Source organism: uncultured Mobiluncus sp. (genome assembly GCF_947254095.1).
Lineage (GTDB): Bacteria > Actinomycetota > Actinomycetes > Actinomycetales > Actinomycetaceae > Mobiluncus.
Genome location: NZ_CAMYBV010000004.1, coordinates 1 through 20109, shown reverse-complemented (window position 1 = coordinate 20109; position 20109 = coordinate 1). Strand labels below are relative to the sequence as shown.

Below are 20109 nucleotides of genomic sequence, written 5' to 3'. Positions count from 1 at the left end.
TCAGTGAGCGCAGCTCACTTCCTAGCTAAACATGATACCGGTTCAACAGAGATTGGTGGAAACGGCGGGGTACCGTTGGTGTACCCCGCCGTAATCCTTAACGAACGCGTGCGGTCAAGGACCCGCCTTGCGCCTCGACCTTGGTCTTAGCTGAGCTGGACCAAGCGTCTACAGTCAAGTCAAACTTGGCTGTCGCCTCACCGGTTCCCAGCACCTTGACCAGGCAATTCTTGCGGACCAGACCCTTGTCAACCAAGTCGTCAACCGTCAAAGTGCCGCCATCGGGGAACACTTCGGACAGGCGATCCAGGTTCACTACCTGGTACTCGACATGAAATGGGTTCTTAAAGCCACGCAACTTGGGCAGACGCATATGCATGGGCATCTGGCCACCCTCAAAGCCCAGGGGCACCTGGTAACGCGCCTTGGTGCCCTTGGTGCCGCGGCCCGAAGTTTTACCCTTCGAACCTTCACCGCGGCCGACACGAGTCCTAGCTTTGTTAGAGCCCGGAGCCGGACGCAAATCGTGCAGGTAAGTCACCTTAACGTCGTCGCTGGCTGTAGCCTTTGTTGCGGCGGCTGCCGGCTTCTTGGCAGCGACCGGAGCTTTCTTTGCCGCGGGTTTTTCCGCGGCGGTCTTTTCCTCTTCGCTCTCGCTCATCAGTCGACCTCCTCCACGCTTACTAGGTGGCGCACCTTATGGACCTGGCCGCGCACGGCCGGATTATCAGGGCGAACCACAGACTGACGAATTTTCTTTAGTCCCAGGGAAGCCACGGTAGCCCGCTGATCTCGCGAGGAACCAATCGTGGACTTCACCTGAGTGATTTTCAGGTTCTTAGCCATTACGCACTCACTCCTTCGGCAGCCAATTCAGCTTCGGCTTTAACCGCTTCGGCGCGCACCTGAGCTTCACCTTCGGCGCGAGCCCGCAACATGCCGGCAGGCGCCACGCGCTCCAACGGCAAACCGCGGCGAGCCGCAACGGCTTCCGGCTGTTCGAGTTGCTTCAAAGCAGCCACGGCACCGCGCACAATGTTAAGCGCATTGTCAGAGCCCAAAGACTTGGACAAAACGTCGCGAATTCCGGCGCATTCCATAACCGCACGCACCGGACCGCCGGCGATTACACCGGTACCGGGGGAAGCGGGCTTGAGCAGCACTACACCCGCGGCGTCCTCACCGAGAACCTCGTGGACGATGGTGTGGCGAATCATCGGGACATGGAACATGGACTTCTTAGCCTCTTCCACACCCTTAGCGATTGCTGCCGGAACTTCCTTAGCCTTGCCGTAACCAACACCGACGGTACCTTCCCCGTCGCCAACCACAACCAGAGCGCAGAAGGACATGTTACGACCGCCCTTCACCACCTTGGACACGCGGTTGATGGTCACCACACGTTCAATGTATTTGTCATCAGCGCTGCCGCCACGACGATTGTCACGGCGGTCATCGCGTTCACGGCGATTTCCGCGGCGCTCCCGGCGACCGCCACGATCCTGGGCATCATTCGCACCCAGATCCGTGGTCTGGTCCACAGAGTCTGCGGTCTCGCCTGTAATCTGCTGTTCTTGTTCAGCCATTTTCTCAACTTTCCTTACAGACTCAGTCCGCCCTCGCGGGCACCTTCAGCCACAGCCGCGACGCGACCGTGATACATATTTCCACCGCGATCAAACACACACTGGGTGATTCCAGCGGCTTTGGCACGCTGTGCAATGAGTTTGCCAACTTCGGTCGCCTTGGCCACCTTGTTGTCCTTAGCACCGCGCAAAGCGTCTTCCATGGTGGAAGCGCTCACAATAGTCTTGTGCTCGTAATCGTTGACGAGCTGGGCGACCATGTGCCGGTTAGAACGGGTCACTACCAAACGCGGCTTTTCCGCCGACCCGAACATGTTCTTACGAACCCGCTGGTGGCGACGCAGACGCGACAGACGCTTACCTTTACCCTTTACAGAATAAGCCATGATTACTTACCTGCCTTTCCGACCTTGCGGCGAACATTCTCACCCAGATAGCGCACGCCTTTGCCCTTGTAAGGCTCCGGCGGACGAATCTTGCGCAGATTCGAGGCGACCTCGCCAACCAGTTCCTTCGAGATACCCTCGACGGTAACCCGGTTGCCTTCCACCTTGAACGTGATGCCCTCCGGGGGCTCCACGTTGACAGGGTGCGAAAAACCGAGCTGGAACTCCAGACCAGCGCCCTTTTGATTGACACGGTAACCAGTGCCCTGGATCTCCAGGACCTTGGAATATCCGTTGGTGACGCCCTCAACCATGTTGGCGATGAGGGTGCGAGTCAAGCCATGCAAAGAACGGGACTCACGTTCATCATCGGGACGGCTCACGACCACGGTCGACCCGTCAACCTTGGCGGTAATCGGGGCGGCCACGGACATGGTCAAGGTACCCTTGGGACCCTTGACAGAAACGTCTTGTCCATTGATATTTACTTCCACACCGGCGGGAATTTCCACCGGAATCTTACCGATACGCGACATGTCAGCCTCCTTTACCAGATGTAGGCGATAACTTCTCCGCCTACACCCTTGTCGGCTGCCTCGCGGTCTGTGAGCATACCGGACGAGGACGAAATAATCGCCACGCCCAGGCCGCCCAGGACCTTCGGCAGTTTGGTGGACTTTGCATACACCCGCAAACCGGGCTTGGAGACGCGTTTCACACCGGAAATCGCGCGTTCACGTTTGGCGCCGTACTTTAAGTTAAGCGTCAAAGTTTTGCCGACTCGCGCTTCCTCGACTTCGTAGTCTTTGATGTAACCCTCAGTCTGAAGAATGTTCGCGATAGCGGCCTTCATTTTCGAGTACGGCATAGATACCGACTCGTGGTACGCCGAGCTGGCGTTGCGCAGACGTGTCAGCATGTCTGCTATGGGATCAGTCATTGTCATTGGGCTTGGGCCCTTTCTGAGGCGGTTTCGTAATCGACCTGCCCCCTAATGTGTTTACCAGGAAGACTTCTTAACGCCGGGGAGTTCGCCGTTATGGGCCATCTCACGCAGGCAGATACGGCACAAGCCAAACTTGCGATACACCGAATGAGGGCGACCACAGCGCTGGCACCGAGTGTAGGCACGCACCGCAAACTTGGGTTTGCGTGCAGCCTTGTTCTTCAAAGCGGTTTTTGCCATTGTTAATCCTCCTTGAACGGGAAACCGAGGTACTTCAGCAGTGCCCGGCCTTCGTCATCAGTAGCAGCGGTGGTTACGACCGTGATATCCATCCCCCGTACATGGTCGATGGAGTCTTGGTCAATCTCATGGAACACGGACTGCTCGGTCAAGCCGAAAGTGTAGTTTCCGTGACCGTCGAACTGCTTGGAGCTCAAACCACGGAAGTCGCGGATACGCGGCAAAGCCGTGGACAGCAAGCGATCGAGGAACTCCCACATGCGGTCACCGCGCAGGGTGACGTGAGCCCCAATCGGGGAACCTTCACGCAACTTGAACTGGGCTATGGACTTTCGGGCCTTGTCAACCACGGGCTTCTGGCCAGTAATGGTGGACAGGTCAGAGATAGCGCCTTCCATGAGCTTGTGGTCGTGCGCGGCGGCACCCACACCCATGTTCACGACAATCTTTTCCAAACCGCCAACCTGGTTGACATTCTGGTGCTGGAATTCCTTGAGCAGCTGGGCCTTGATTTCTTCGCGGTACTTGGTCTTAAGCCGCGGGGTGTATTTTTCCTCTGCCATTACAGATCCTTCCCGGTAGCTTTAGACACGCGAATCCGAACGGTCTTTTCTTTACCATCGCGATCGACGACCTCTTCACGCATACCCACCCGGGTACCCGCAATCTTCTTGGTCGTGTTACCCAGCTTGGCCTTGGCGGCCGCGGGCTCGTAGTACATCACGTTGGAAATGTGGATGGAGGCCTCTTTCGTTTCGATGCCGCCAGTCGGACCCTGATGGGTCCGCCCCGCCTTATTGTGGTGCTTCATCATCATGATGCCCTCGACCACGACGCGTTCGCGCTTCCGGTCGATTTGCAGAATCCGGCCGTGCTTGCCCTTGTCGCGGCCAGTTATCACCACGACTTCGTCGCCAACCTTCAACTTTGCTGCCATCAGATCACCTCCGGGGCGAGTGAAATAATGCGCATGAACTTCTTTTCACGAAGTTCACGCCCGACGGGCCCGAAAATACGGGTGCCGCGCGGCTCCTCATCGTTCTTGAGGATGACAGCGGCGTTCTCGTCGAAACGAATGTAGGAACCGTCCTTGCGGCGGGTTTCCTTCTTGGTGCGGACTACGACAGCCTTGACGACTTCACCCTTTTTCACGTTGCCGCCAGGGATAGCATCCTTGACGGTCGCGACAATGGTGTCGCCGATGCCGGCGTAGCGTCGCTTCGAGCCGCCCATCACACGGATGCAAAGGATTTCCTTTGCCCCCGTGTTGTCGGCGACCTTCAGTCGCGACTCCTGCTGAATCATCTTTTCTCCTTCGTCTGGCCGGTTCTCTATAGAGCCTTGCCGAACCTATCTTGCGTTGCAAGGGCGCACAAATCCCACCTCAAACGGGCGGAATTGGAACCCCTGGCTGACACAGACACATTTGTGAGAGGTCTCAGCCAAAAGCAACCCTCCAAGTTTAGTATTTATTGGCGGGGGTGGCAAACCGCAGCCAAACCAGCATTCACTCCGCTGAGAAAACCGCTAAGCTGAGATTGTGTTTGATGATCTCTTACAAGGTAATGCTCAATACGCCAAGAATTTCCCCTACCGTGGCCTACCCGGCGCTCCCGCGCACGGGTTGCTGATTGTGACTTGTATGGATTCCCGTCTTGATCCTCTCGAAATCTTTGGGCTGAAGGTTGGACAGGCCATAGTTCTGCGCACTCCTGGTGGATTCCTGAAGCCCAACACGTTGGCGGGTGCCATCTCAGCGGTTCATAAACTGAACGTGGACCGAATTGTGGTGCTGGAACACACCAATTGCACCATGGCTTCCACCGATGAACCAGGATTACGGGCCGCTATTGCCAAACATGCTGGACAGCCCGCTGGAGATCTGGTCTTTGGTGCAGACCCGAACCAAGACCAACATTTGCGTGATGACGTGGAGACTCTGCGAAACCACGCCCTGATTAAAGGGTTTGCCGAAGTGGGCGGGTTTATGTATGACGTAGAGACCGGACAAGTTACCCAAGTGTGTTAAACCCCAGCTCGTTTGGCTGCTACAACTCGAAAGACTGCCTCGCATCCAAGCCCTGCAGTCCGATGTCACTTTCACATCCCAGATTCTCTGACACTGGCTAGGGTTTACGCTGCTCAAATTTCCTGAAGACCGCTGTTAATAAGGGGTAGCAAAACGAGGAATTTTCCTGATATGTTGGACGCAGGTGTTGTTGTTTATTCTTTAGGAGGAATTATGTCCAACCCTTATCAGCCTCAGCAGAGCAATCCCGGTCAGGTTCCTGGGCCGCAGCCCGGCCAGCCCCTGCCCGGCCAGCCGATGGGGCAGCCGATGCCGGGCCAGCCCATGCCAGGTCAATTCGCCCGCCCTTATGAGCATCCCCAGGAACAGACCGTGATGGCGCTGGCTATTGTCGGCATATTCTTTTGGATTTGCTCACCTATAGCCTGGTATTTGGGCAGTAAGGCGAAAAGTGAGATGGTGGCTCAGAATATGGAACCCACCTCGAAACTAAAGACTTGGACCACAGTCGCTATGGTATTTACGATTTTGGGACTCATTGGTATCGGTATCAGTATCATCATGACGGTTGTGGGAGGACTGGCGATTCTGGGAATGGCTAGCGATACGAGCGCGGGACTTTTGCCCGTTCTGAGCGCCATCTAAATCTGTCTCGATTCCATAACAAGTCTCTTGATGGGTCTTACCTGCGGGTGAGGCCCATCATGGTTTTTATAACGCCCAAGAAATCGTCTTTCTGGCTCCCCTGCGAAGTCTCGTCTATGTTGAGAAGACATTGGTTTCTTCACGGGGCGACAGAACGTAAAATAAACGTTTGCCCAGGCTGTAAGCCCGGGCAAACATCTATTTAGTGCTCATTTTCCGAAAGGCACACCGCATCGCAAAATCACATTCGCCCACGGAGTGTCTTCCCCAGTTCTGACTACAAAAGCTGCTTGCGCTACCCGGCGCTTGAGTTCCTCATGTGGAATCGTGTCATGAGTCCCAGGAATCTCGGCAAACCAAGATTCCACCTCAGTACCGATAGCCTCAGAGGCATAGCAGCACGCTTCTATTTCAAGTTCGGACAACAGAGCCTGAAGTACCGGTTGAAAACGAGGCAAACCGAACAACACGCTCAAATCCACTACAGGAATATCCCTCGGAACCGGTAGGCCACAGTCTGCCAACACGAAGGTGTCTGTGTGGCCTAAACACGCAATCTGAGCGAGAAGACTGCGATTCAAAATGCCCTGTTTCTTCATCTGTTTCCTTTCAAAGTTTCGACAGCTTGCCAATACGAGGATTGCGCACCAGGATATTTCACCGTTTCGGAAGCAAATCGCGTTGCCGCCAATGCACTGTCGTGGAGGGACTGACCCTCAGCTAATTTGGCTGCGAGCACTCCGGTAAACGCGTCACCCGCCCCTACCGCATCCACAGCTTGAACAGGGATGGCATCTAGATGAGAAACGCTAATATTACCTTCCGAAGTATGTTCCCCCAACAGCGATCCTTGTGAACCGAGAGTCAGAACCACCGAGGGCACTCCGGCTTCCAGCAATGCATTCGCGACATCAATGTCCTCAGCATTGTTGAGATTCAATCCCAAGCAACTCGCCGCTAAACGTGACTCGTACTCGTTTACTACCAGAGGATTACTGTGCAAAAGCAACCATGGATTCACAGCTATCGCCGGTGCGAGATTCAGAACAACCCGCTTGCCGGAATCCGCAAATCGTTTTGCAGCCTCCAGAAAGCAGTCTTGCGGAATTTCTGCCTGCATAACCAGAACGTCAGCCTGGTGCAATGCCGGGTTAATCCACTCGATTCCACCACTATTCATGGCTCCATTGGCCCCGGGGATCACAATGATGAAGTTTTCACCTTCCTGTTCGACGGTTACAACCGCCAGACCGGTGGGAGTGTCTACTTGACGCACAAAGCTCAAGTCCACACCCGCTCTTTGTAGTGACTCCACCACAACCTGTGCATTGGAATCCTTACCAACTTGTCCAACCATCATCACGTGGTGCCCGGTCAGGGCGGCAGCTAATGCTTGGTTCGCTCCCTTACCTCCGGCACTGACTCCGCCACCCCCACCCAAAAGGGTCTCTCCCGGCTGAGGATGGCGAGTCACTGTCAAATTCAGGTCAGCATTCAGAGACCCGAAAACAGCTATTGTCACTTGATGTACTCCGCAACGTTGTCTTTGGTGACAGTCTTAACTTCCACCGGAACATTGGCATCAGCCTTGCCGCCTTCCAAGAACTTAATAGCTTGATCTACGGCGATTTTACCGAGTTCTTTGGGCTGCTGAGCGATCGTTCCAAGCATGGTTCCATCCTGCACAGCCTGCAAGCCATCATTCGTGCCATCGAAGCCAAAGACGAATACGTCTTTACCAGCCTTTTCCGCTAACGCTTTCAAAGCACCCAATGCCATCTCATCGTTATGTGCAAATATAGCTTTCACATTGGGATTAGCCTGCAGCAGGTTTGATGCCACGTCCAATCCCTCTGCACGGTCAAAGTTAGCGGTTTGGGAAGCAACTACCTTGATATTCGGGAAAGCCTTAATGCCTTCCTCGAAGCCCTGACCACGGTCACGAGTCGCGGAGGCACCCGGCACCCCTTGAAGCACAATGACGTCTCCTTTCTCGCCGATGGACTTGGCAATCTGCTCCGCAGCAAGTTTGCCGCCAAGAACGTTATCTGAGGATACAAAAGAATCCAGCTTGCCGGTAGTGACACCGCGATCAACTGCAATAACGGGAATCTTCGCACCGTTCAACGCTTCAACAGAAGGTCCCGCCGCGTCGGAGTCCACCGGGTTAATAATTACCGCACTCACGCCCTTACTGATGGCGTTTTGAGCCTGGTTAGCTTGGGTGGCCGAGTCATCCTGAGCATCAGAAATCTCCAGTGTGTACCCCTTTGCTTCCGCTTCAGCCTTGGCACCGTCGCTCAGATCCACGAAGAAGGGATTGCTCAGGGTAGAAACTAGCAATACCAGGTTTTTCCCACCTGAGGCATTGCCGTTTTCTCCTGAGGAGGCTCCGTTATTGGCAGCATCGGTGCCTCCGCAAGCGCTCAGCCCTAAAATCCCTAGAGCCAGAATCGCTCCGGATGCAAATAACTTGTGAAATTTTTTCATCATGTGTTTACCTTTCTGGGTGTTTTGTTCCGGGGGTTTCCTCGAAACATATTGTTTATTTATTGCAATTTTTGAATGCACATGGAGGTTCCCTTTTCCCAGGACCAGCCCGCCTCTTGCGGTTTAGTGTGCAGATTCCTTGTTCTTCAAGGCATCAATACCCACTGCGACGGCGATGACCAGACCTATAACCACCTGTTGCCAGAAGGAAGGAACATTCATAATGTTGAGCCCGTTACGAATTACCGCCAGCAGAAGAGCCCCGACCAGAGTTCCAGAAACTTTACCTGAACCGCCGGCCAGAGACGCGCCCCCAATCACGACCGCAGCAATCGCATCGAGCTCGTATCCCACACCGGCTTGTGCGCCAGCGGAATTGAGTCGACCAGCCATAACCATTCCAGCCACACCCGCATAGAGTCCGCACAACGCGAACACGGTCACCTGCACCTTTTTCACGGGGATACCCGAAAGCCTAGCAGCCTCGATATTGCCACCAACGGCATACATGGCACGCCCCATTGCGGTACGGTTGAGGATTACAGCAGCCGATACACCCGAGAGAGCAAATACGATAATCGGGACAGGAATCGGACCTATGCTCCCCCCCAACATGTTTACCGCCGGTGAGGTAGGAATCGGTTTTCCTTGGGAAATCACCAGGGTGAGTCCACGAGCAATGGAGAGCATCGCTAGGGTAGCAATGAAAGACGGCAAACGAAAAAATGCATTGTTAATTCCGTTTACTGCCCCGCACATGATTCCAGCTAGCAATCCAACTAACAAAGCTAGCCAGCTGGGGATACCCATAACGGTAAAGGCGTAAGCGCCCACCATGGCTGACAGGGCCAGCATCGAGCCAACGGACAGGTCGATGCCTGCTGCCACGATGACGAAAGTCATCCCAAACGCAAGAATGGCGGTGACCGCTGTTTGCACACCAATTTGGGTAAAGTTGTTGACCGAAAGGAATACCGGTGACGCTAGGCTCAAAACAAGAGCCAAGATCACCAAACCGACCAGAGCTCCATTGTTGGCAAGGAAGGTTTTGACCTTGACCAACCCGTTAGACGGCTTCACTTCACGCTTAGCACTTGGTTTCGTTACTGTTTGCATATTGGCCTTCTTTTCTAGATTTGTGACAACTCTGCGACATTGGAAACCGCCAGTGTCATGATTTCGTCTTGAGTGGTTCCTTTACCCGGAAGTTCCCCGGCAACTCGGCCTTCCGACATCACCAGAATCCGGTCTGACATACCTAGTACCTCAGGCAATTCACTTGAAACCATCACCACCGCACCGCCATCGGACACGATTTGATTGATAAGTTCATAGATTTCGACTTTTGCACCCACATCCACCCCGCGAGTCGGCTCATCGAGAAGTAACACCTTTGATTCGGCCAGCACCCACCGTCCAAAGACTAGCTTTTGTTGGTTTCCTCCCGAAAGCTCTTTGACCTTCTGATCAATGCTCTCCATACGGACTCGCATACGCTGGGACACTCCCTCAGCTTGTTTACGCAACATTCTTCGTTGCGCTATCCCGAAACGAGCACTGGGCATGAGTTTTGCATAGCCAAGGTTTTCGCCAGCCGTTGCGCCCAAAACCAGGCCCTGTGCTTTCCGGTCTTCCGGAACCATGCCCAGACCCAGAGAAATCTTTTTTGCAATCTGGGAAGTTGGCACTTCTCTTCCCTGAATTTGAATCGCTCCCGAGTCAAATGTGTCAGCCCCCGCGATGGCTCTCAATACTTCGGTTCTTCCTGCACCGACCAAGCCGGCGATTCCCAATACTTCTCCAGCACGAACGTTGAAACTAACATCGGAGAATTTTCCTGCTGAACTGAGGTTTTTCACCTCCAGCAATATCTCTCCGGCTTGCACCTGGCGGGAGGGGAACTGTTCATCAATAGAGCGTCCCACCATGAGACGCACCAGCTCAGGTTCTGAAGTCTGCGCGTCTACCTCCGCCACGAGGTTTCCATCTCGCAGCACCGAAACCGTGTCCCCGATTTCTGCTAGTTCGTTAAGGTGGTGAGAGATAAAGATCATCCCCACCCCTTGAGACTTCAGTGAGCGCATCAGCTCAAATAAGACCTTTATCTCTTTTGTCGTCAAGGCAGCTGTGGGCTCATCAAGTATCAGTATTTTGGACTTCACGGATAGAGCCTTGGCGATTTCTACCAGCTGCTGACCTGCTATCCCCAATTCACCCACGGGCTGTTTGAGATTGAGCTTCATGCCTACCAAATCCAAAGCCTCTTGTGCCCGGCGATAAAGTTCACGTTTATCTAACACTCCGGACTTGGTTGGGAGTCTGCCCAACAAAAGGTTCTCTGCCACGCTCATCTTGGGGACGAGGTTGAGTTCTTGGTGAATTACCGAAATTCCGTATGACTCCGCGTCCTTAACGTTCGCTATTGTCACCGGTTTCCCATCCAGGAACAGTTCACCCTTATCTGCACTGTATATTCCGGCAATGATTTTGATGAGGGTAGATTTACCAGCGCCATTTTCTCCCAGCAAAACATGCACTTTCCCTGGTTCTACACGCAGAGAAATGTCTTTTAACACCTCTACTGGTCCAAAAGATTTATAGATATGTTTTAGTTCCAACGTTGTCATCTGCGCTGCTCCTTACTTTGCCCGCGCTGTGGATTTGCGAAGTATGAGGGAAGTTGGCAAGTGAAGGCTTTGCGCTTCTTTCCCTGCAATTAATTTTTGCAACTCCTGAACGGCCAGAAAACTCATTTTCTCAATATCCTGATTAATCGTGGTCAAAGGCGGATTGAGGTGTTCCATGATTGGCAGGTCGTCATAACCGATAATCGATAAATCCTGTGGTACGTGGATTCCCTGCTTACCGAGGTAACTGAGAATCGGCCACAGTCGCGGCGTGTAAGCGATGATGGCCGCGCTGACATTGGCCTCCAACAGCTCTTGCATCAACGCAACAGAGTGTTGTTCACCGTCTGATTTCGGATTCACCACGGTTTCCAGCCCCAGTTCAGCACCAATCTCTAGGAAGACCCGAAGACGCTGTTGTGAAGTTGAAGTATATTCTGGACCCAACACCATCCCAAGGCGTTTGTGTCCCAATCCCTGCAGGTGAATCAGTGCATCGCGAATTCCTGGGTATGCATCTGAATCTACTGTAGGTACCTCGTAACCTTCCATCGTGCGATCAACGAACACAACAGGAACTCCCGCTCGTTGCACCTGTTTTAGGGCTGAGGAATGGCGGCTTTGAATAACCAGAATCATCCCGTCAACTCGATGTTCCAAAGCTTGATATAGGAATTGCTCCTGTTGCTCAAAGTTCTCTGAGGCGTTGCCGATAATCATGGCATATCCTGCTTCTGCCAGGCTAGTTTGCAGTCCGTGGGCAAGGAGACCAAAATACGGGTTACGTACGTCTGAAACAAGAACTGCCACAACCCGATTTTGTTTGGAACGCAGCGAACGAGCCAGTCCATTCGGAGTGTAGTGGAGCTTTTTAATCGCCGCGTAAACTTGCCTTTTAGCCTTTTCAGAAGCCGATTTTCCCGAAAGCACGCGCGAAACGGTAGCCACCGAAACCCCAGATTCCTCGGCTACGTCTTTAATGGTCACGTTAGCGCGCATTGACTCTCCACTCCATTGTGTAAACGATTACATGTAATCGTTTACACAAATGTTGCCACATAGAGGGAGCTGTGTCAAGGAAAACCCATAGGAAAATTTTCTCCTGAAAAAACTCCCTGTTCAGAGAAGTTTGGCCGAGAAAATTCTGCGGTTAGACCAGGAAGTACGCTTCGGTAATACCCTCTAAATCTCCTGTTTACCAAGAATGGGCATCGGCAATCCGTTTGGCAAACCTATATACCCGCTTCTATAACCCGCAAAGCCGCGCGCAGCACTTCGGGGGTAGTTGCCAAGTTCAAACGGAAAGAGTTTTCAAAACCATTGCCCAAGTCCGCACCATCGTTGACAATTAGGCCGCGATTCCGCAGGGTCTGGGCGGGGCAAGCTCCGAGGATTCCATCGGTTTCCCACCATGACAAATAGGTCGCCTCGGGCAGGAACACCCGGAAGTGTTCACCGTGATTGGCCAACCAGCCACGGACGGTTTCCCGATTTTCGACAATCTGCGCCTTGACTTCCCCCAACCATTCGCGGCTATCGCGGAAAGCGCTGATGGTGGCCAGCATCCCCCACGGGGTCGCCCCGGAAGCAAAAACTTGCAGCGGAGTGCGTAAACGTTGTCGCAGCGATTCATCGGGAATAATCCATTGCGCACAGTGCAGACCGGGGATGTTCCAGCCTTTTGAGGCAGCTGCCGCGGTCACGGTCCGGGAACCTGCCAAATCAGAGAAATTGGCGAAAGGCTGGAGTTTTCCGTCCAAGACCAGCGGGGAGTGAATCTCATCTGAGAACACTAAGACGTCTGGGTAATCTTCCAAAATAGCGCACAGTCCAGACATTTCGGCGGGGCTCACGCACTTGCCCACGGGGTTCCAGGGGTTGCACAACACCAGCAATCCCCCGGCCGGAGCCGAGCGGAAAACCTGCGAGATTCCCTCCAGGTTCAGCTGATATTGACCAGTTTGCACCTCGTAGTTGGACACGACCTGGACGACTTCGTGACCCTGGTCCTGGGGCATCGTCAAGAAAGGCATATATGCAGGTGTCGGCACCACCACCGGAGCCTGCGGAGGAAGAATACTCATCACCGCTTGCAGCACCGACAATACGTCCGAGGCCACGCCAACCGCATCAGGCTCGATTGGCCAGCCGAATTCAGCCGCATAAAATTCTCGCATTGCCTGGCCAACCTGTTGGGATAGACCTACAGGAGGGTAGCCGGTGATGGTGTCGTCGAGGGCGGACTGCAGGGTATCCCTCACGGCTGGAGCAATCCCAAAGTCCATTTCCGCGACCCACATACCTAGGGCTCCGGGGTGGATACTCCACTTCAGGGAGCGAGATTTTTTCAAGTCAGACAAAGACGGTAACGCAATCACCCCTATATTCTAGGGGGAAATGAGCGCCAAAATGAGGTCAAGCGCCGCGCTTTCAACAGTCGGTCCCCGCGGTGCTGAAATAAGGACGCAGCCCAGAAACATAATGTATCCGGGCCGCGTCCTTTATCCAGATTGAAAGGTCTAAGAGACCTCAACCGAGTTTCAGTTGTGGAGAATTACTTGGCCTTTTCGGCAATCTCCACCAGGCGCCAGTGCTTAGTCTTGGACAGCGGGCGCGTTTCCATGATGACGACCAAGTCGCCGATACCGGCGAGGTTTTGCTCATCATGAACCGTAACCTTCTTGGTTTTGCGCATGACCTTGCCGTAAAGCGGGTGCTTCACGCGGTCTTCGAGCTGAACCACGATGGTTTTTTCCATGCGATCAGACACCACGTAGCCGCGGCGCACCTTACGGTGATTGCGTTCGGTCGTTTCGGTAGTCATTGTTTCGTCTGCCATTGATTACTCCTTAACGCTGGGCTCGGTACGAATGCCGAGTTCCCGCTCACGGTAAATGGTGTAGATACGGGCGACATCGCGGCGAACCGCCTTAATGCGGCCGTGGTCTTCGAGCTGACCGGTAGCTTGGGCGAAACGCAGGTTGAAAAGCTCCTGCTTCGCGTCCTTCAGCTTCATCGCGAGCTGCTCGTTGTCCATGGCATCCAAATCGTTAGGAGCCAGTCCTTTGGAACCTATCATGTTCATTCACCACCCTCTCGGGAAATAAAACGGGTCTTGATGGGCAATTTGTGCTGGGCGCGAGACAGAGCTTCGCGGGCCAGTTCTTCGCTTACACCAGCGATTTCGAACAGCACACGGCCGGGCTTGACCGGAGCCACCCACCATTCGGGGGAACCTTTACCAGAACCCATACGAGTTTCCGCGGGCTTCTTGGTCAGCGGACGATCCGGGAAGATGTTAATCCAGATCTTGCCACCACGTTTGACGTGACGTGTCACGGCAATACGAGCCGCTTCAATCTGACGGTTAGTCAGGTAAGCGCCCTCCAGGGCTTGGATACCGTAATCGCCGAAAGCGATTTCGGTGCCGCCCTTAGCGTAGCCACGCCGGCCCGGACGGTGCTGGCGACGCCACTTAGTACGACGAGGAATCAGCATTGCTTATGCCTCCGTTTCTGTGGTTGCCCCGGCGGCGACGGTCGCGGCTTCGGGGGTTTCGTTTACGTTTTCGTTGGCCGCGTTGTCAGCAGGACGGTCGGCACGAGGACGGCGGGTCCCCGCGTGACGGTCGTTGCGGCGACCCGTGCGGCCGGCCTGTTCAGCCTGCATCCGGTTCCAATCCCGTTCGGTCATGTCACCCTTGTAAATCCAGACCTTCACACCGATGCGCCCAAAAGTGGTTCGCGCTTCGTAGAAGCCGTAGTCGATGTTGGCACGCAAGGTGTGCAACGGCACGCGGCCTTCCCGGTAGAACTCAGAGCGGGACATTTCAGCACCGCCCAAACGACCGGAGCACTGCACGCGGATACCTTTGGCCCCCGCACGCTGTGCGGACTGCATTCCTTTACGCATGGCGCGACGGAAAGACACGCGGGCGCTGAGCTGTTCAGCAATGGACTGTGCGACCAGCTGCGCATCCAAATCGGGGTTCTTAACCTCGCGGATGTTCAACTGCACCTGCTTGCCCGTCAGCTTTTCCAGCTGGGCGCGCAAACGATCTGCTTCCGCGCCGCGGCGTCCGATAACGATACCGGGACGAGCCGTGTACAGGTCCACAGACACACGATCGCGGGTCCGTTCGATTTCGACCTTGGAAATACCGGCGCGTTCCAGCTTGTCCTGCATGAGACGACGAATCTCGACGTCTTCCTTCACGAAGTCGCGGTAACGCTGGCCGGACTTCGTAGAGTCAGCAAACCAACGGGAACGGTGTTCCGCGGTTATGCCCAGACGGAAACCAGTGGGATGTACTTTCTGACCCATTATTTACTCCGCTCCCTTCTCAGTGCTTTTCGCGGCGGGCTTTTTCGCCGCCGTGCTCTTCGTAGCTGTGGACTTCTTGGCCGCGCTCGACTTCGCAGTCGTGGACTTCGCGGTCGTAGCCTTGGCTCCTGCGGACTTAGTCGTGGTCGACTTAGTGGTCGAGGACTTCGCAGCCGTGGACTTGGTCGTGCTCGACTTAGTCGTGCTCGCCTTGGTGGCCGCCGACTTGGTAGCCGCGGCCTTGCTCGTCGCGGACTTCGTTGCGGCCGGCTTCTTAGCAGGAGCCTTCTTGGCGGTCGTAGACTTCGGAGCCGACTCTTCCTTGGCCTCTACCGGCTTAGCTGCCTTTTTAGTGACAGCGGCCGCAGCAGCCTTCTTTGCGGCGGAAGCCGAAATCCGATCAGCTTCCGGACGGCGCTGAGACGGCAAGTAAGGAGCAGCAAGTTCCTTCTTGTCTTCCGCGTCCCCCACCACAATGGTCAGGTGAGAAGTACGCTTCAAGATACGCGCCCCACGCCCTTGGGCCCGAGCCCGGAAACGCTTCATCGTAGGTCCGTCGTTGACGTAAGCCTCAACGATGTACATCTGATCAGAATCAAAAGACGTACCGGCGTTGCGAGCCGCCTGTTCGGCGTTAGCCAGGGCGGAAACCAAAGTCTTGCGAATCGGCAAGGCTGGCTTTTGCGGGGCAAACTTCAGCACGTCAAGCGCCTTGTTCGCTTCCATTCCGCGCACCTCATTCATGATGCGGCGAGCCTTTTGCGGCGTCACGCGCACATAGCGGGTATGAGCAGTAGCTTTCATGTTCTATCCCTCCCCCGCTTTAGCGGCGACCTTTCTTGTCTTCCTTGTCGTGACCACGGAAAGTACGAGTCGGAGCGAATTCGCCCAGCTTGTGACCGACCATGGATTCGGTGATAAACACCGGCACGTGCTTGCGACCGTCGTGCACCGCGATGGTGTGACCCAGGAAATCCGGGGTAATCATCGAACGGCGCGACCAGGTCTTAATGACGTTCTTTGTGTTGGCCTCGTTTTGTGCGTCCACCTTCTTTTGCAGGTGAGCATCAACAAAGGGGCCTTTCTTCAAACTGCGTGGCATAAACAAACTCCCCTATCAGCGATTCTTGCCAGTCTTACGGCGACGGACAATGTACTGATTCGACGCCTTCTTCTTGCTACGAGTACGACCCTCGGGCTTGCCCCAGGGGCTCACCGGGTGACGGCCACCGGAAGTACGGCCTTCGCCACCACCGTGCGGGTGGTCAACCGGGTTCATAACCACACCGCGGACCTTCGGACGGCGTCCCAACCAACGGGAGCGACCGGCCTTGCCCAAGTCGATGTTGGAATGATCGGAGTTGCCGACTTCACCAATGGTGGCGCGGCAACGAGCATCCACGTTACGGATTTCGCCAGACGGCATCCGCAGCTGGGCATAACGCCCCTCTTTGGCGACCAACTGGACAGAAACGCCAGCGGAGCGGGCAATCTTGGCCCCGCCGCCCGGCCGCATCTCTACCGCGTGAATCGTGGTACCCAGCGGAATGTTCTTAAGCGGCAAGTTGTTGCCGGGCTTGATATCCGCGGTTGGACCCTGTTCGATGGAGTCGCCCTGCTTCAGCTTGGACGGAGCCAAGATGTAGCGCTTCTCGCCATCGGCGTAGTGCAGCAAAGCGATGCGCGCCGAACGGTTCGGATCGTATTCAATGTGAGCCACCTTGGCGGGAATACCATCCTTGTCGTGACGACGGAAGTCAATCAAGCGGTACTGGCGCTTGTGGCCGCCACCGCGACGACGAGAGGTAATCCGACCTTTGTTGTTGCGCCCACCGGTCTTGTGCAGCGGACGAACCAGGGACTTTTCCGGGTGATCACGCGTGATTTCCGCGAAATCCGCCACGGAAGAACCACGACGGCCCGGAGTTGTTGGCTTGTACTTACGAATTCCCATGAGTTATCCCCCTTAGGCCTGCATCCCAAAGACGTCAATCGAGCCCTCTTTGAGGGTGACGATGGCGCGCTTGGTGTCGTTACGCTTGCCCCAGCCGGTACGGGTGCGCACGCGCTTGCCCTCACGGTTCTGGGTGTTGACGGAAGCAACCTTTACCTTAAAGATTTCTTCGATAGCCAGCTTGATTTCGACCTTGTTTGCGTCGGGCGCCACCACGAAGGTGTACTGACCGTGGTCAATCAAGTTGTAGGCTTTTTCGCTGACGACGGGTTTAATAATCACGTCGTGCGGGTTCTTAGTCTTTTCCAAGCTCACTTGTCTTCTCCTTTCCCAAGGAAGGAGTCCAACGCCGTAGCCGAGAACACCACATCGTCGTTAGCCAACACATCGTAAGTGTTCAGCTCGCCGACAAACAGAGCGTGGTGCTCGCTGAGGTTGTTCACGCTCAACGCCACGACGTCATCAACTTCCGGGGTCAACACAATCAGGGCGCGACGATCATCGACCACACCCTGCAAAGCTGCCTTCGCGGCCTTGGTGGACGGGGCTTCCTTGACGCCGAAGTCGCTCAACACGTGGATACGCCCAGCGCGAGCCCGATCAGACAAGGCCTGGCGCAAAGCGGCAGCCTTCATCTTTTTCGGGGTGTTCTGGGAGTAGTCACGAGGCTGCGGACCGTGTACGGTACCGCCGCCAGCGAACTGCGGGGCGCGAATCGAACCCTGACGAGCCCGGCCAGTGCCCTTTTGACGCCACGGCTTCTTGCCACCGCCGGCGACTTCACCACGAGTCTTGGTGGAGTGGGTCCCCTGACGTGCGGCCGCCAACTGAGCGTTTACGACCTGGTGTACCAAGGGATTGTTAAAGTCGAGGTCGAAAACCTCTCCGGGCAGCTCTACGGTGCCGGTTTTCTTGCCGACGCCATCAAAAATGTCTACGCTGCGGTTTTCAGTCATTGTTAGGCTCCCTTCACAGCAGAGCGGATCATGACGATGCCGCCTTTGGGGCCGGGAATCGCGCCGGTCAAAACGACCAGACCCTTTTCCACGTCCACAGCCTGAACCTTCAAGTTCATGATGGTGCGACGGTTACCGCCCATGCGGCCGGCCATGTTCAAGCCTTTGAACACGCGGCCCGGGGTGGCGCAAGCGCCGATAGAGCCGGGCTTGCGGTGGTTGCGGTGTGCACCGTGAGAAGAGGACACGCCCTGGAAACCGTGACGCTTCATCACCCCGGCAAAGCCTTTGCCCTTGGTGTTTCCAGAAACGTCAACTAGGACTCCCGCGTCAAAAACATCCGCGCCCAGTTCCTGACCGAGCTCGTAGGAGCTGGCGTCGTTGGTGCGAATTTCCGCGAGGTGACGGCGCGGCTCAACCCCAGCCTTGGCGAAGTGACCCGCCATCGGCTTGGTGACCTTGCGCTCGTCCATCTTGCCGAAGCCCAGCTGGACAGCGTCGTAGCCGTCAGTTTCATTAGTACGAATCTGGGTGACGACGTTCTTTTCGACCTGAACCACCGTCACGGGAATCAACTTGCCGTCTTCATCCCAGACCTGGGTCATGCCGAGCTTGCGCCCCAGTAATGCCTTTACAGAGGCCATGGTGTCGTTAGTCATCGTGGTCCTCCTTACAGCTTAATCTCAATATTCACGTCTGCCGGCAGTTCGAGACGCATCAGCGAATCAACTGCGGAAGGCGTGGGGTCAATAATGTCAATCAGACGCTTGTGGGTGCGAACTTCGAATTGCTCCCGGCTGTCCTTATATTTGTGCGGCGACCGAATCACAACGTAAACGTTCTTTTCGGTCGGCAGGGGCACAGGTCCGACTACGGTAGCGCCAGCACTGGTTACCGTCTCGACAATTTTCTTTGCCGAGGAGTCAATGACCTCATGGTCATAAGACTTCAGCCGAATGCGGATTTTTTGTCCCGCCATGGGCTAACCTCTCTCTAACTGGTTCTTCACCGGTACACGCTTTCGGGTGTGTCGCATTTGTAAACGCAACACAAGCGAAATCTCGCACCGTTGGATTTCCATTCCACCTGACTTTTGCCAGGCAAGTGCGCACTGGGAGGCGTGAACCCGCCTCAAGATGCGCCGAGGAACTAGCTTACACTTATTGGCTCTCCCGTGGCAAATTCTCGGCGTCGCTTACGTGGTTTGAGCGCGAGGGTGGTGTGGTGAAGCGTACTGGGTTTTGTTCCTACTCGTTTTTGAGAGGATTAGGGATATGTCTAAGAGGTATTCTCAGGAGTTTAAGGTATCGGGCGGTGCGGTTGCTTTCTGATCGGTTGGCTGCTGATTGTTCGTGTTCGCAGTGGAGGGCGGTTAATGAGATAGCTGTGAAGCTGGGGATCGCAAACGAGTCACTGCGCCGCTGGTATGAGCAGCATTTGGTTGTTACGGGCGAACGGCAGGGGCTCACGCGTGAAGAGCATGAGGAAATCAAACGTCTCAAACGCGAGAATGCGCAGCTGCGTAGGGCGAATGAGATTTTGAAAACTGCCTCGGCTTTTTTCGCAGCGCAGCTAACCGTCCGGCCCGATGATGATTGCTTATATTGACGAATATAGGGGTCGTTTCGGGGTCGAGCCGATTTGCCGGACACTGGGTGCGAGCCTGGAAGGAGGGTTTATTACCTCTCGCGGCTACCGGCTAGCGAAGAGCAGACCAGCAAGCGCCAGAAGCATTCGTGATCGAATACTTGCTAGAAAGTTGGCAACTATTCACGCTCATAATTTCGGGGTTTACGGGATACGCAAGATGTGGCACGCAGCCAGGCGCGCGGGCTGGGATATTGGTCGTGACCAGGTCGCTCGACTCATGAGAATCGCTGGGATTGCTGGTGTTCGCCGGGGACGCACAGCAATAACAACCAGACCC

General features: G+C 55.1%; 32 protein-coding genes. 4 read left to right on the top strand and 28 right to left on the bottom strand.

What is annotated here, in order from left to right; translation table 11 throughout:
• Positions 1 to 97 precede the first annotated feature (97 nt).
• Genes rplO through rplN form a run of 10 tightly spaced genes read right to left on the bottom strand, consistent with a single transcriptional unit; the run spans position 98 to position 4463 of the window.
• Positions 98 to 661, bottom strand: a complete 564-nt coding sequence (gene rplO / locus Q0X47_RS02010) for a 50S ribosomal protein L15 (RefSeq protein WP_297722232.1) — start codon at positions 659 to 661, stop codon at positions 98 to 100.
• Positions 661 to 846, bottom strand: a complete 186-nt coding sequence (gene rpmD / locus Q0X47_RS02005) for a 50S ribosomal protein L30 (RefSeq protein ID WP_282922082.1) — start codon at positions 844 to 846, stop codon at positions 661 to 663. The genes rplO and rpmD overlap by 1 nt, the downstream gene beginning before the upstream one ends.
• The gene (rpsE, locus tag Q0X47_RS02000) at positions 846 to 1586 is read right to left on the bottom strand and encodes a 30S ribosomal protein S5 (protein WP_297587286.1); all 741 of its coding nucleotides are present in this window, start codon (positions 1584 to 1586) and stop codon (positions 846 to 848) included. The genes rpmD and rpsE overlap by 1 nt, the downstream gene beginning before the upstream one ends.
• A gap of 14 nt (positions 1587 to 1600) precedes the next feature.
• Positions 1601 to 1972 carry a 50S ribosomal protein L18 gene (gene rplR, locus Q0X47_RS01995; protein ID WP_297722227.1) on the bottom strand — a complete coding sequence of 124 codons (372 nt, stop codon included), beginning with the start codon at positions 1970 to 1972 and terminating at the stop codon, positions 1601 to 1603.
• A gap of 2 nt (positions 1973 to 1974) precedes the next feature.
• Positions 1975 to 2508, bottom strand: coding sequence for a 50S ribosomal protein L6 (gene rplF / locus Q0X47_RS01990; protein ID WP_297722223.1), 534 nt, complete (start codon positions 2506 to 2508; stop codon positions 1975 to 1977).
• An 11-nt stretch (positions 2509 to 2519) separates the two neighbouring features.
• Positions 2520 to 2918: a 30S ribosomal protein S8 gene (rpsH, locus tag Q0X47_RS01985; RefSeq protein ID WP_004008328.1), complete on the bottom strand. Its 399-nt coding sequence runs from the start codon at positions 2916 to 2918 to the stop codon at positions 2520 to 2522.
• Positions 2919 to 2972: 54 nt separating this feature from the next.
• Positions 2973 to 3158: a type Z 30S ribosomal protein S14 gene (locus tag Q0X47_RS01980; RefSeq protein WP_004008329.1), complete on the bottom strand. Its 186-nt coding sequence runs from the start codon at positions 3156 to 3158 to the stop codon at positions 2973 to 2975.
• A 2-nt stretch (positions 3159 to 3160) separates the two neighbouring features.
• Positions 3161 to 3721 (bottom strand): 50S ribosomal protein L5, encoded by a 561-nt coding sequence (gene rplE / locus Q0X47_RS01975; protein ID WP_297722219.1) that lies wholly within the window; start codon positions 3719 to 3721, stop codon positions 3161 to 3163.
• Positions 3721 to 4095, bottom strand: coding sequence for a 50S ribosomal protein L24 (gene rplX / locus Q0X47_RS01970; RefSeq protein ID WP_295026575.1), 375 nt, complete (start codon positions 4093 to 4095; stop codon positions 3721 to 3723). Before rplX ends, rplE begins: the two co-directional genes overlap by 1 nt.
• Positions 4095 to 4463, bottom strand: a complete 369-nt coding sequence (gene rplN / locus Q0X47_RS01965; RefSeq protein WP_004008332.1) for a 50S ribosomal protein L14 — start codon at positions 4461 to 4463, stop codon at positions 4095 to 4097. The genes rplX and rplN overlap by 1 nt, the downstream gene beginning before the upstream one ends.
• Positions 4464 to 4698: 235 nt before the next feature.
• On the opposite strand from rplN, the gene Q0X47_RS01960 reads away from it, so the two are divergent.
• Together Q0X47_RS01960 and Q0X47_RS01955 are read left to right on the top strand one after the other, a co-directional pair.
• Positions 4699 to 5187: a carbonic anhydrase gene (locus Q0X47_RS01960; RefSeq protein ID WP_297722216.1), complete on the top strand. Its 489-nt coding sequence runs from the start codon at positions 4699 to 4701 to the stop codon at positions 5185 to 5187.
• A gap of 213 nt (positions 5188 to 5400) precedes the next feature.
• Positions 5401 to 5832 carry a hypothetical protein gene (locus Q0X47_RS01955; RefSeq protein WP_297722213.1) on the top strand — a complete coding sequence of 144 codons (432 nt, stop codon included), beginning with the start codon at positions 5401 to 5403 and terminating at the stop codon, positions 5830 to 5832.
• A 209-nt stretch (positions 5833 to 6041) separates the two neighbouring features.
• Here Q0X47_RS01955 and rbsD read toward each other — a convergent pair whose 3' ends face one another.
• From rbsD to rpsJ, 18 genes are all read right to left on the bottom strand, one after another.
• Positions 6042 to 6431 carry a D-ribose pyranase gene (rbsD, locus tag Q0X47_RS01950; RefSeq protein WP_297722210.1) on the bottom strand — a complete coding sequence of 130 codons (390 nt, stop codon included), beginning with the start codon at positions 6429 to 6431 and terminating at the stop codon, positions 6042 to 6044.
• A complete protein-coding gene (locus Q0X47_RS01945) occupies positions 6428 to 7354 on the bottom strand; it encodes a ribokinase (protein WP_297722207.1) in 927 nt (308 codons plus the stop codon). The genes rbsD and Q0X47_RS01945 overlap by 4 nt, the downstream gene beginning before the upstream one ends.
• Positions 7351 to 8325, bottom strand: a complete 975-nt coding sequence (locus Q0X47_RS01940; protein WP_297722204.1) for a D-ribose ABC transporter substrate-binding protein — start codon at positions 8323 to 8325, stop codon at positions 7351 to 7353. The genes Q0X47_RS01945 and Q0X47_RS01940 overlap by 4 nt, the downstream gene beginning before the upstream one ends.
• Before the next feature lie 120 nt (positions 8326 to 8445).
• On the bottom strand, positions 8446 to 9438 hold the full coding sequence (locus Q0X47_RS01935; RefSeq protein ID WP_297722201.1) for an ABC transporter permease: 993 nt from the start codon (positions 9436 to 9438) through the stop codon (positions 8446 to 8448).
• Between the two features lie 14 nt (positions 9439 to 9452).
• Positions 9453 to 10949 (bottom strand): sugar ABC transporter ATP-binding protein, encoded by a 1497-nt coding sequence (locus Q0X47_RS01930; protein WP_297722198.1) that lies wholly within the window; start codon positions 10947 to 10949, stop codon positions 9453 to 9455.
• 12 nt (positions 10950 to 10961) lie between these two features.
• Positions 10962 to 11948 carry a LacI family DNA-binding transcriptional regulator gene (locus tag Q0X47_RS01925; protein ID WP_297722194.1) on the bottom strand — a complete coding sequence of 329 codons (987 nt, stop codon included), beginning with the start codon at positions 11946 to 11948 and terminating at the stop codon, positions 10962 to 10964.
• A 233-nt stretch (positions 11949 to 12181) separates the two neighbouring features.
• Positions 12182 to 13327: a MalY/PatB family protein gene (locus tag Q0X47_RS01920; protein ID WP_297722191.1), complete on the bottom strand. Its 1146-nt coding sequence runs from the start codon at positions 13325 to 13327 to the stop codon at positions 12182 to 12184.
• A 176-nt stretch (positions 13328 to 13503) separates the two neighbouring features.
• Positions 13504 to 13788 (bottom strand): 30S ribosomal protein S17, encoded by a 285-nt coding sequence (gene rpsQ, locus Q0X47_RS01915; protein ID WP_004008341.1) that lies wholly within the window; start codon positions 13786 to 13788, stop codon positions 13504 to 13506.
• A gap of 3 nt (positions 13789 to 13791) precedes the next feature.
• Positions 13792 to 14034 (bottom strand): 50S ribosomal protein L29, encoded by a 243-nt coding sequence (rpmC, locus tag Q0X47_RS01910; protein ID WP_004008342.1) that lies wholly within the window; start codon positions 14032 to 14034, stop codon positions 13792 to 13794.
• Positions 14031 to 14447: a 50S ribosomal protein L16 gene (rplP, locus tag Q0X47_RS01905; protein WP_282922097.1), complete on the bottom strand. Its 417-nt coding sequence runs from the start codon at positions 14445 to 14447 to the stop codon at positions 14031 to 14033. The genes rpmC and rplP overlap by 4 nt, the downstream gene beginning before the upstream one ends.
• A gap of 3 nt (positions 14448 to 14450) precedes the next feature.
• Positions 14451 to 15272, bottom strand: a complete 822-nt coding sequence (rpsC, locus tag Q0X47_RS01900; protein ID WP_297722187.1) for a 30S ribosomal protein S3 — start codon at positions 15270 to 15272, stop codon at positions 14451 to 14453.
• Between the two features lie 3 nt (positions 15273 to 15275).
• Positions 15276 to 16076 (bottom strand): 50S ribosomal protein L22, encoded by an 801-nt coding sequence (gene rplV / locus Q0X47_RS01895; protein WP_297722183.1) that lies wholly within the window; start codon positions 16074 to 16076, stop codon positions 15276 to 15278.
• 19 nt (positions 16077 to 16095) lie between these two features.
• A complete protein-coding gene (gene rpsS / locus Q0X47_RS01890; RefSeq protein WP_282922100.1) occupies positions 16096 to 16374 on the bottom strand; it encodes a 30S ribosomal protein S19 in 279 nt (92 codons plus the stop codon).
• A gap of 15 nt (positions 16375 to 16389) precedes the next feature.
• Positions 16390 to 17226 (bottom strand): 50S ribosomal protein L2, encoded by an 837-nt coding sequence (gene rplB / locus Q0X47_RS01885; protein ID WP_297722180.1) that lies wholly within the window; start codon positions 17224 to 17226, stop codon positions 16390 to 16392.
• Between the two features lie 12 nt (positions 17227 to 17238).
• Positions 17239 to 17541 (bottom strand): 50S ribosomal protein L23, encoded by a 303-nt coding sequence (rplW, locus tag Q0X47_RS01880; RefSeq protein ID WP_297587237.1) that lies wholly within the window; start codon positions 17539 to 17541, stop codon positions 17239 to 17241.
• Positions 17538 to 18182, bottom strand: a complete 645-nt coding sequence (gene rplD / locus Q0X47_RS01875) for a 50S ribosomal protein L4 (protein WP_297722177.1) — start codon at positions 18180 to 18182, stop codon at positions 17538 to 17540. The genes rplW and rplD overlap by 4 nt, the downstream gene beginning before the upstream one ends.
• A 2-nt stretch (positions 18183 to 18184) precedes the next feature.
• A complete protein-coding gene (gene rplC / locus Q0X47_RS01870) occupies positions 18185 to 18841 on the bottom strand; it encodes a 50S ribosomal protein L3 (RefSeq protein WP_297722174.1) in 657 nt (218 codons plus the stop codon).
• 11 nt (positions 18842 to 18852) lie between these two features.
• Complete coding sequence (rpsJ, locus tag Q0X47_RS01865) at positions 18853 to 19161, bottom strand: 30S ribosomal protein S10 (RefSeq protein ID WP_004008351.1); 309 nt, start codon at positions 19159 to 19161, stop codon at positions 18853 to 18855.
• 407 nt (positions 19162 to 19568) lie between these two features.
• Between rpsJ and Q0X47_RS01860 the strand changes: the two genes are divergently transcribed.
• Both Q0X47_RS01860 and Q0X47_RS08665 read left to right on the top strand, forming a co-directional pair.
• Positions 19569 to 19790 (top strand): hypothetical protein, encoded by a 222-nt coding sequence (locus Q0X47_RS01860; protein WP_297722171.1) that lies wholly within the window; start codon positions 19569 to 19571, stop codon positions 19788 to 19790.
• Positions 19771 to 20109 (top strand): IS3 family transposase (locus Q0X47_RS08665; RefSeq protein WP_367178275.1); only part of this gene is annotated, 339 nt, incomplete at its 3' end. The genes Q0X47_RS01860 and Q0X47_RS08665, both read left to right, overlap by 20 nt.

Excerpts from the sequence above, each read along its gene's own strand:
- rplV (WP_297722183.1), bottom strand. The coding sequence starts at position 16,076 with ATGAAAGCTACTGCTCATACCCGCTATGTGCGCGTGACGCCGCAAAAG.
- rplC (WP_297722174.1), bottom strand. The coding sequence starts at position 18,841 with ATGACTAACGACACCATGGCCTCTGTAAAGGCATTACTGGGGCGCAAG.
- rpmC (WP_004008342.1), bottom strand. The coding sequence starts at position 14,034 with ATGAACATGATAGGTTCCAAAGGACTGGCTCCTAACGATTTGGATGCC.
- rplO (WP_297722232.1), bottom strand. The coding sequence starts at position 661 with ATGAGCGAGAGCGAAGAGGAAAAGACCGCCGCGGAAAAACCCGCGGCA.
- Q0X47_RS01940 (WP_297722204.1), bottom strand. The coding sequence starts at position 8,325 with ATGATGAAAAAATTTCACAAGTTATTTGCATCCGGAGCGATTCTGGCT.
- rplB (WP_297722180.1), bottom strand. The coding sequence starts at position 17,226 with ATGGGAATTCGTAAGTACAAGCCAACAACTCCGGGCCGTCGTGGTTCT.
- Q0X47_RS01925 (WP_297722194.1), bottom strand. The coding sequence starts at position 11,948 with ATGCGCGCTAACGTGACCATTAAAGACGTAGCCGAGGAATCTGGGGTT.
- rplP (WP_282922097.1), bottom strand. The coding sequence starts at position 14,447 with ATGCTGATTCCTCGTCGTACTAAGTGGCGTCGCCAGCACCGTCCGGGC.
- rplX (WP_295026575.1), bottom strand. The coding sequence starts at position 4,095 with ATGGCAGCAAAGTTGAAGGTTGGCGACGAAGTCGTGGTGATAACTGGC.
- Q0X47_RS01980 (WP_004008329.1), bottom strand. The coding sequence starts at position 3,158 with ATGGCAAAAACCGCTTTGAAGAACAAGGCTGCACGCAAACCCAAGTTT.
- Q0X47_RS01955 (WP_297722213.1), top strand. The coding sequence starts at position 5,401 with ATGTCCAACCCTTATCAGCCTCAGCAGAGCAATCCCGGTCAGGTTCCT.
- rpsQ (WP_004008341.1), bottom strand. The coding sequence starts at position 13,788 with ATGGCAGACGAAACAATGACTACCGAAACGACCGAACGCAATCACCGT.
- rplF (WP_297722223.1), bottom strand. The coding sequence starts at position 2,508 with ATGTCGCGTATCGGTAAGATTCCGGTGGAAATTCCCGCCGGTGTGGAA.
- rpsJ (WP_004008351.1), bottom strand. The coding sequence starts at position 19,161 with ATGGCGGGACAAAAAATCCGCATTCGGCTGAAGTCTTATGACCATGAG.
- rplN (WP_004008332.1), bottom strand. The coding sequence starts at position 4,463 with ATGATTCAGCAGGAGTCGCGACTGAAGGTCGCCGACAACACGGGGGCA.
- rpmD (WP_282922082.1), bottom strand. The coding sequence starts at position 846 with ATGGCTAAGAACCTGAAAATCACTCAGGTGAAGTCCACGATTGGTTCC.
- Q0X47_RS01935 (WP_297722201.1), bottom strand. The coding sequence starts at position 9,438 with ATGCAAACAGTAACGAAACCAAGTGCTAAGCGTGAAGTGAAGCCGTCT.
- Q0X47_RS01930 (WP_297722198.1), bottom strand. The coding sequence starts at position 10,949 with ATGACAACGTTGGAACTAAAACATATCTATAAATCTTTTGGACCAGTA.
- rpsE (WP_297587286.1), bottom strand. The coding sequence starts at position 1,586 with ATGGCTGAACAAGAACAGCAGATTACAGGCGAGACCGCAGACTCTGTG.
- rplD (WP_297722177.1), bottom strand. The coding sequence starts at position 18,182 with ATGACTGAAAACCGCAGCGTAGACATTTTTGATGGCGTCGGCAAGAAA.
- rpsC (WP_297722187.1), bottom strand. The coding sequence starts at position 15,272 with ATGGGTCAGAAAGTACATCCCACTGGTTTCCGTCTGGGCATAACCGCG.
- rplE (WP_297722219.1), bottom strand. The coding sequence starts at position 3,721 with ATGGCAGAGGAAAAATACACCCCGCGGCTTAAGACCAAGTACCGCGAA.
- rplR (WP_297722227.1), bottom strand. The coding sequence starts at position 1,972 with ATGGCTTATTCTGTAAAGGGTAAAGGTAAGCGTCTGTCGCGTCTGCGT.
- rpsH (WP_004008328.1), bottom strand. The coding sequence starts at position 2,918 with ATGACAATGACTGATCCCATAGCAGACATGCTGACACGTCTGCGCAAC.
- rpsS (WP_282922100.1), bottom strand. The coding sequence starts at position 16,374 with ATGCCACGCAGTTTGAAGAAAGGCCCCTTTGTTGATGCTCACCTGCAA.
- rbsD (WP_297722210.1), bottom strand. The coding sequence starts at position 6,431 with ATGAAGAAACAGGGCATTTTGAATCGCAGTCTTCTCGCTCAGATTGCG.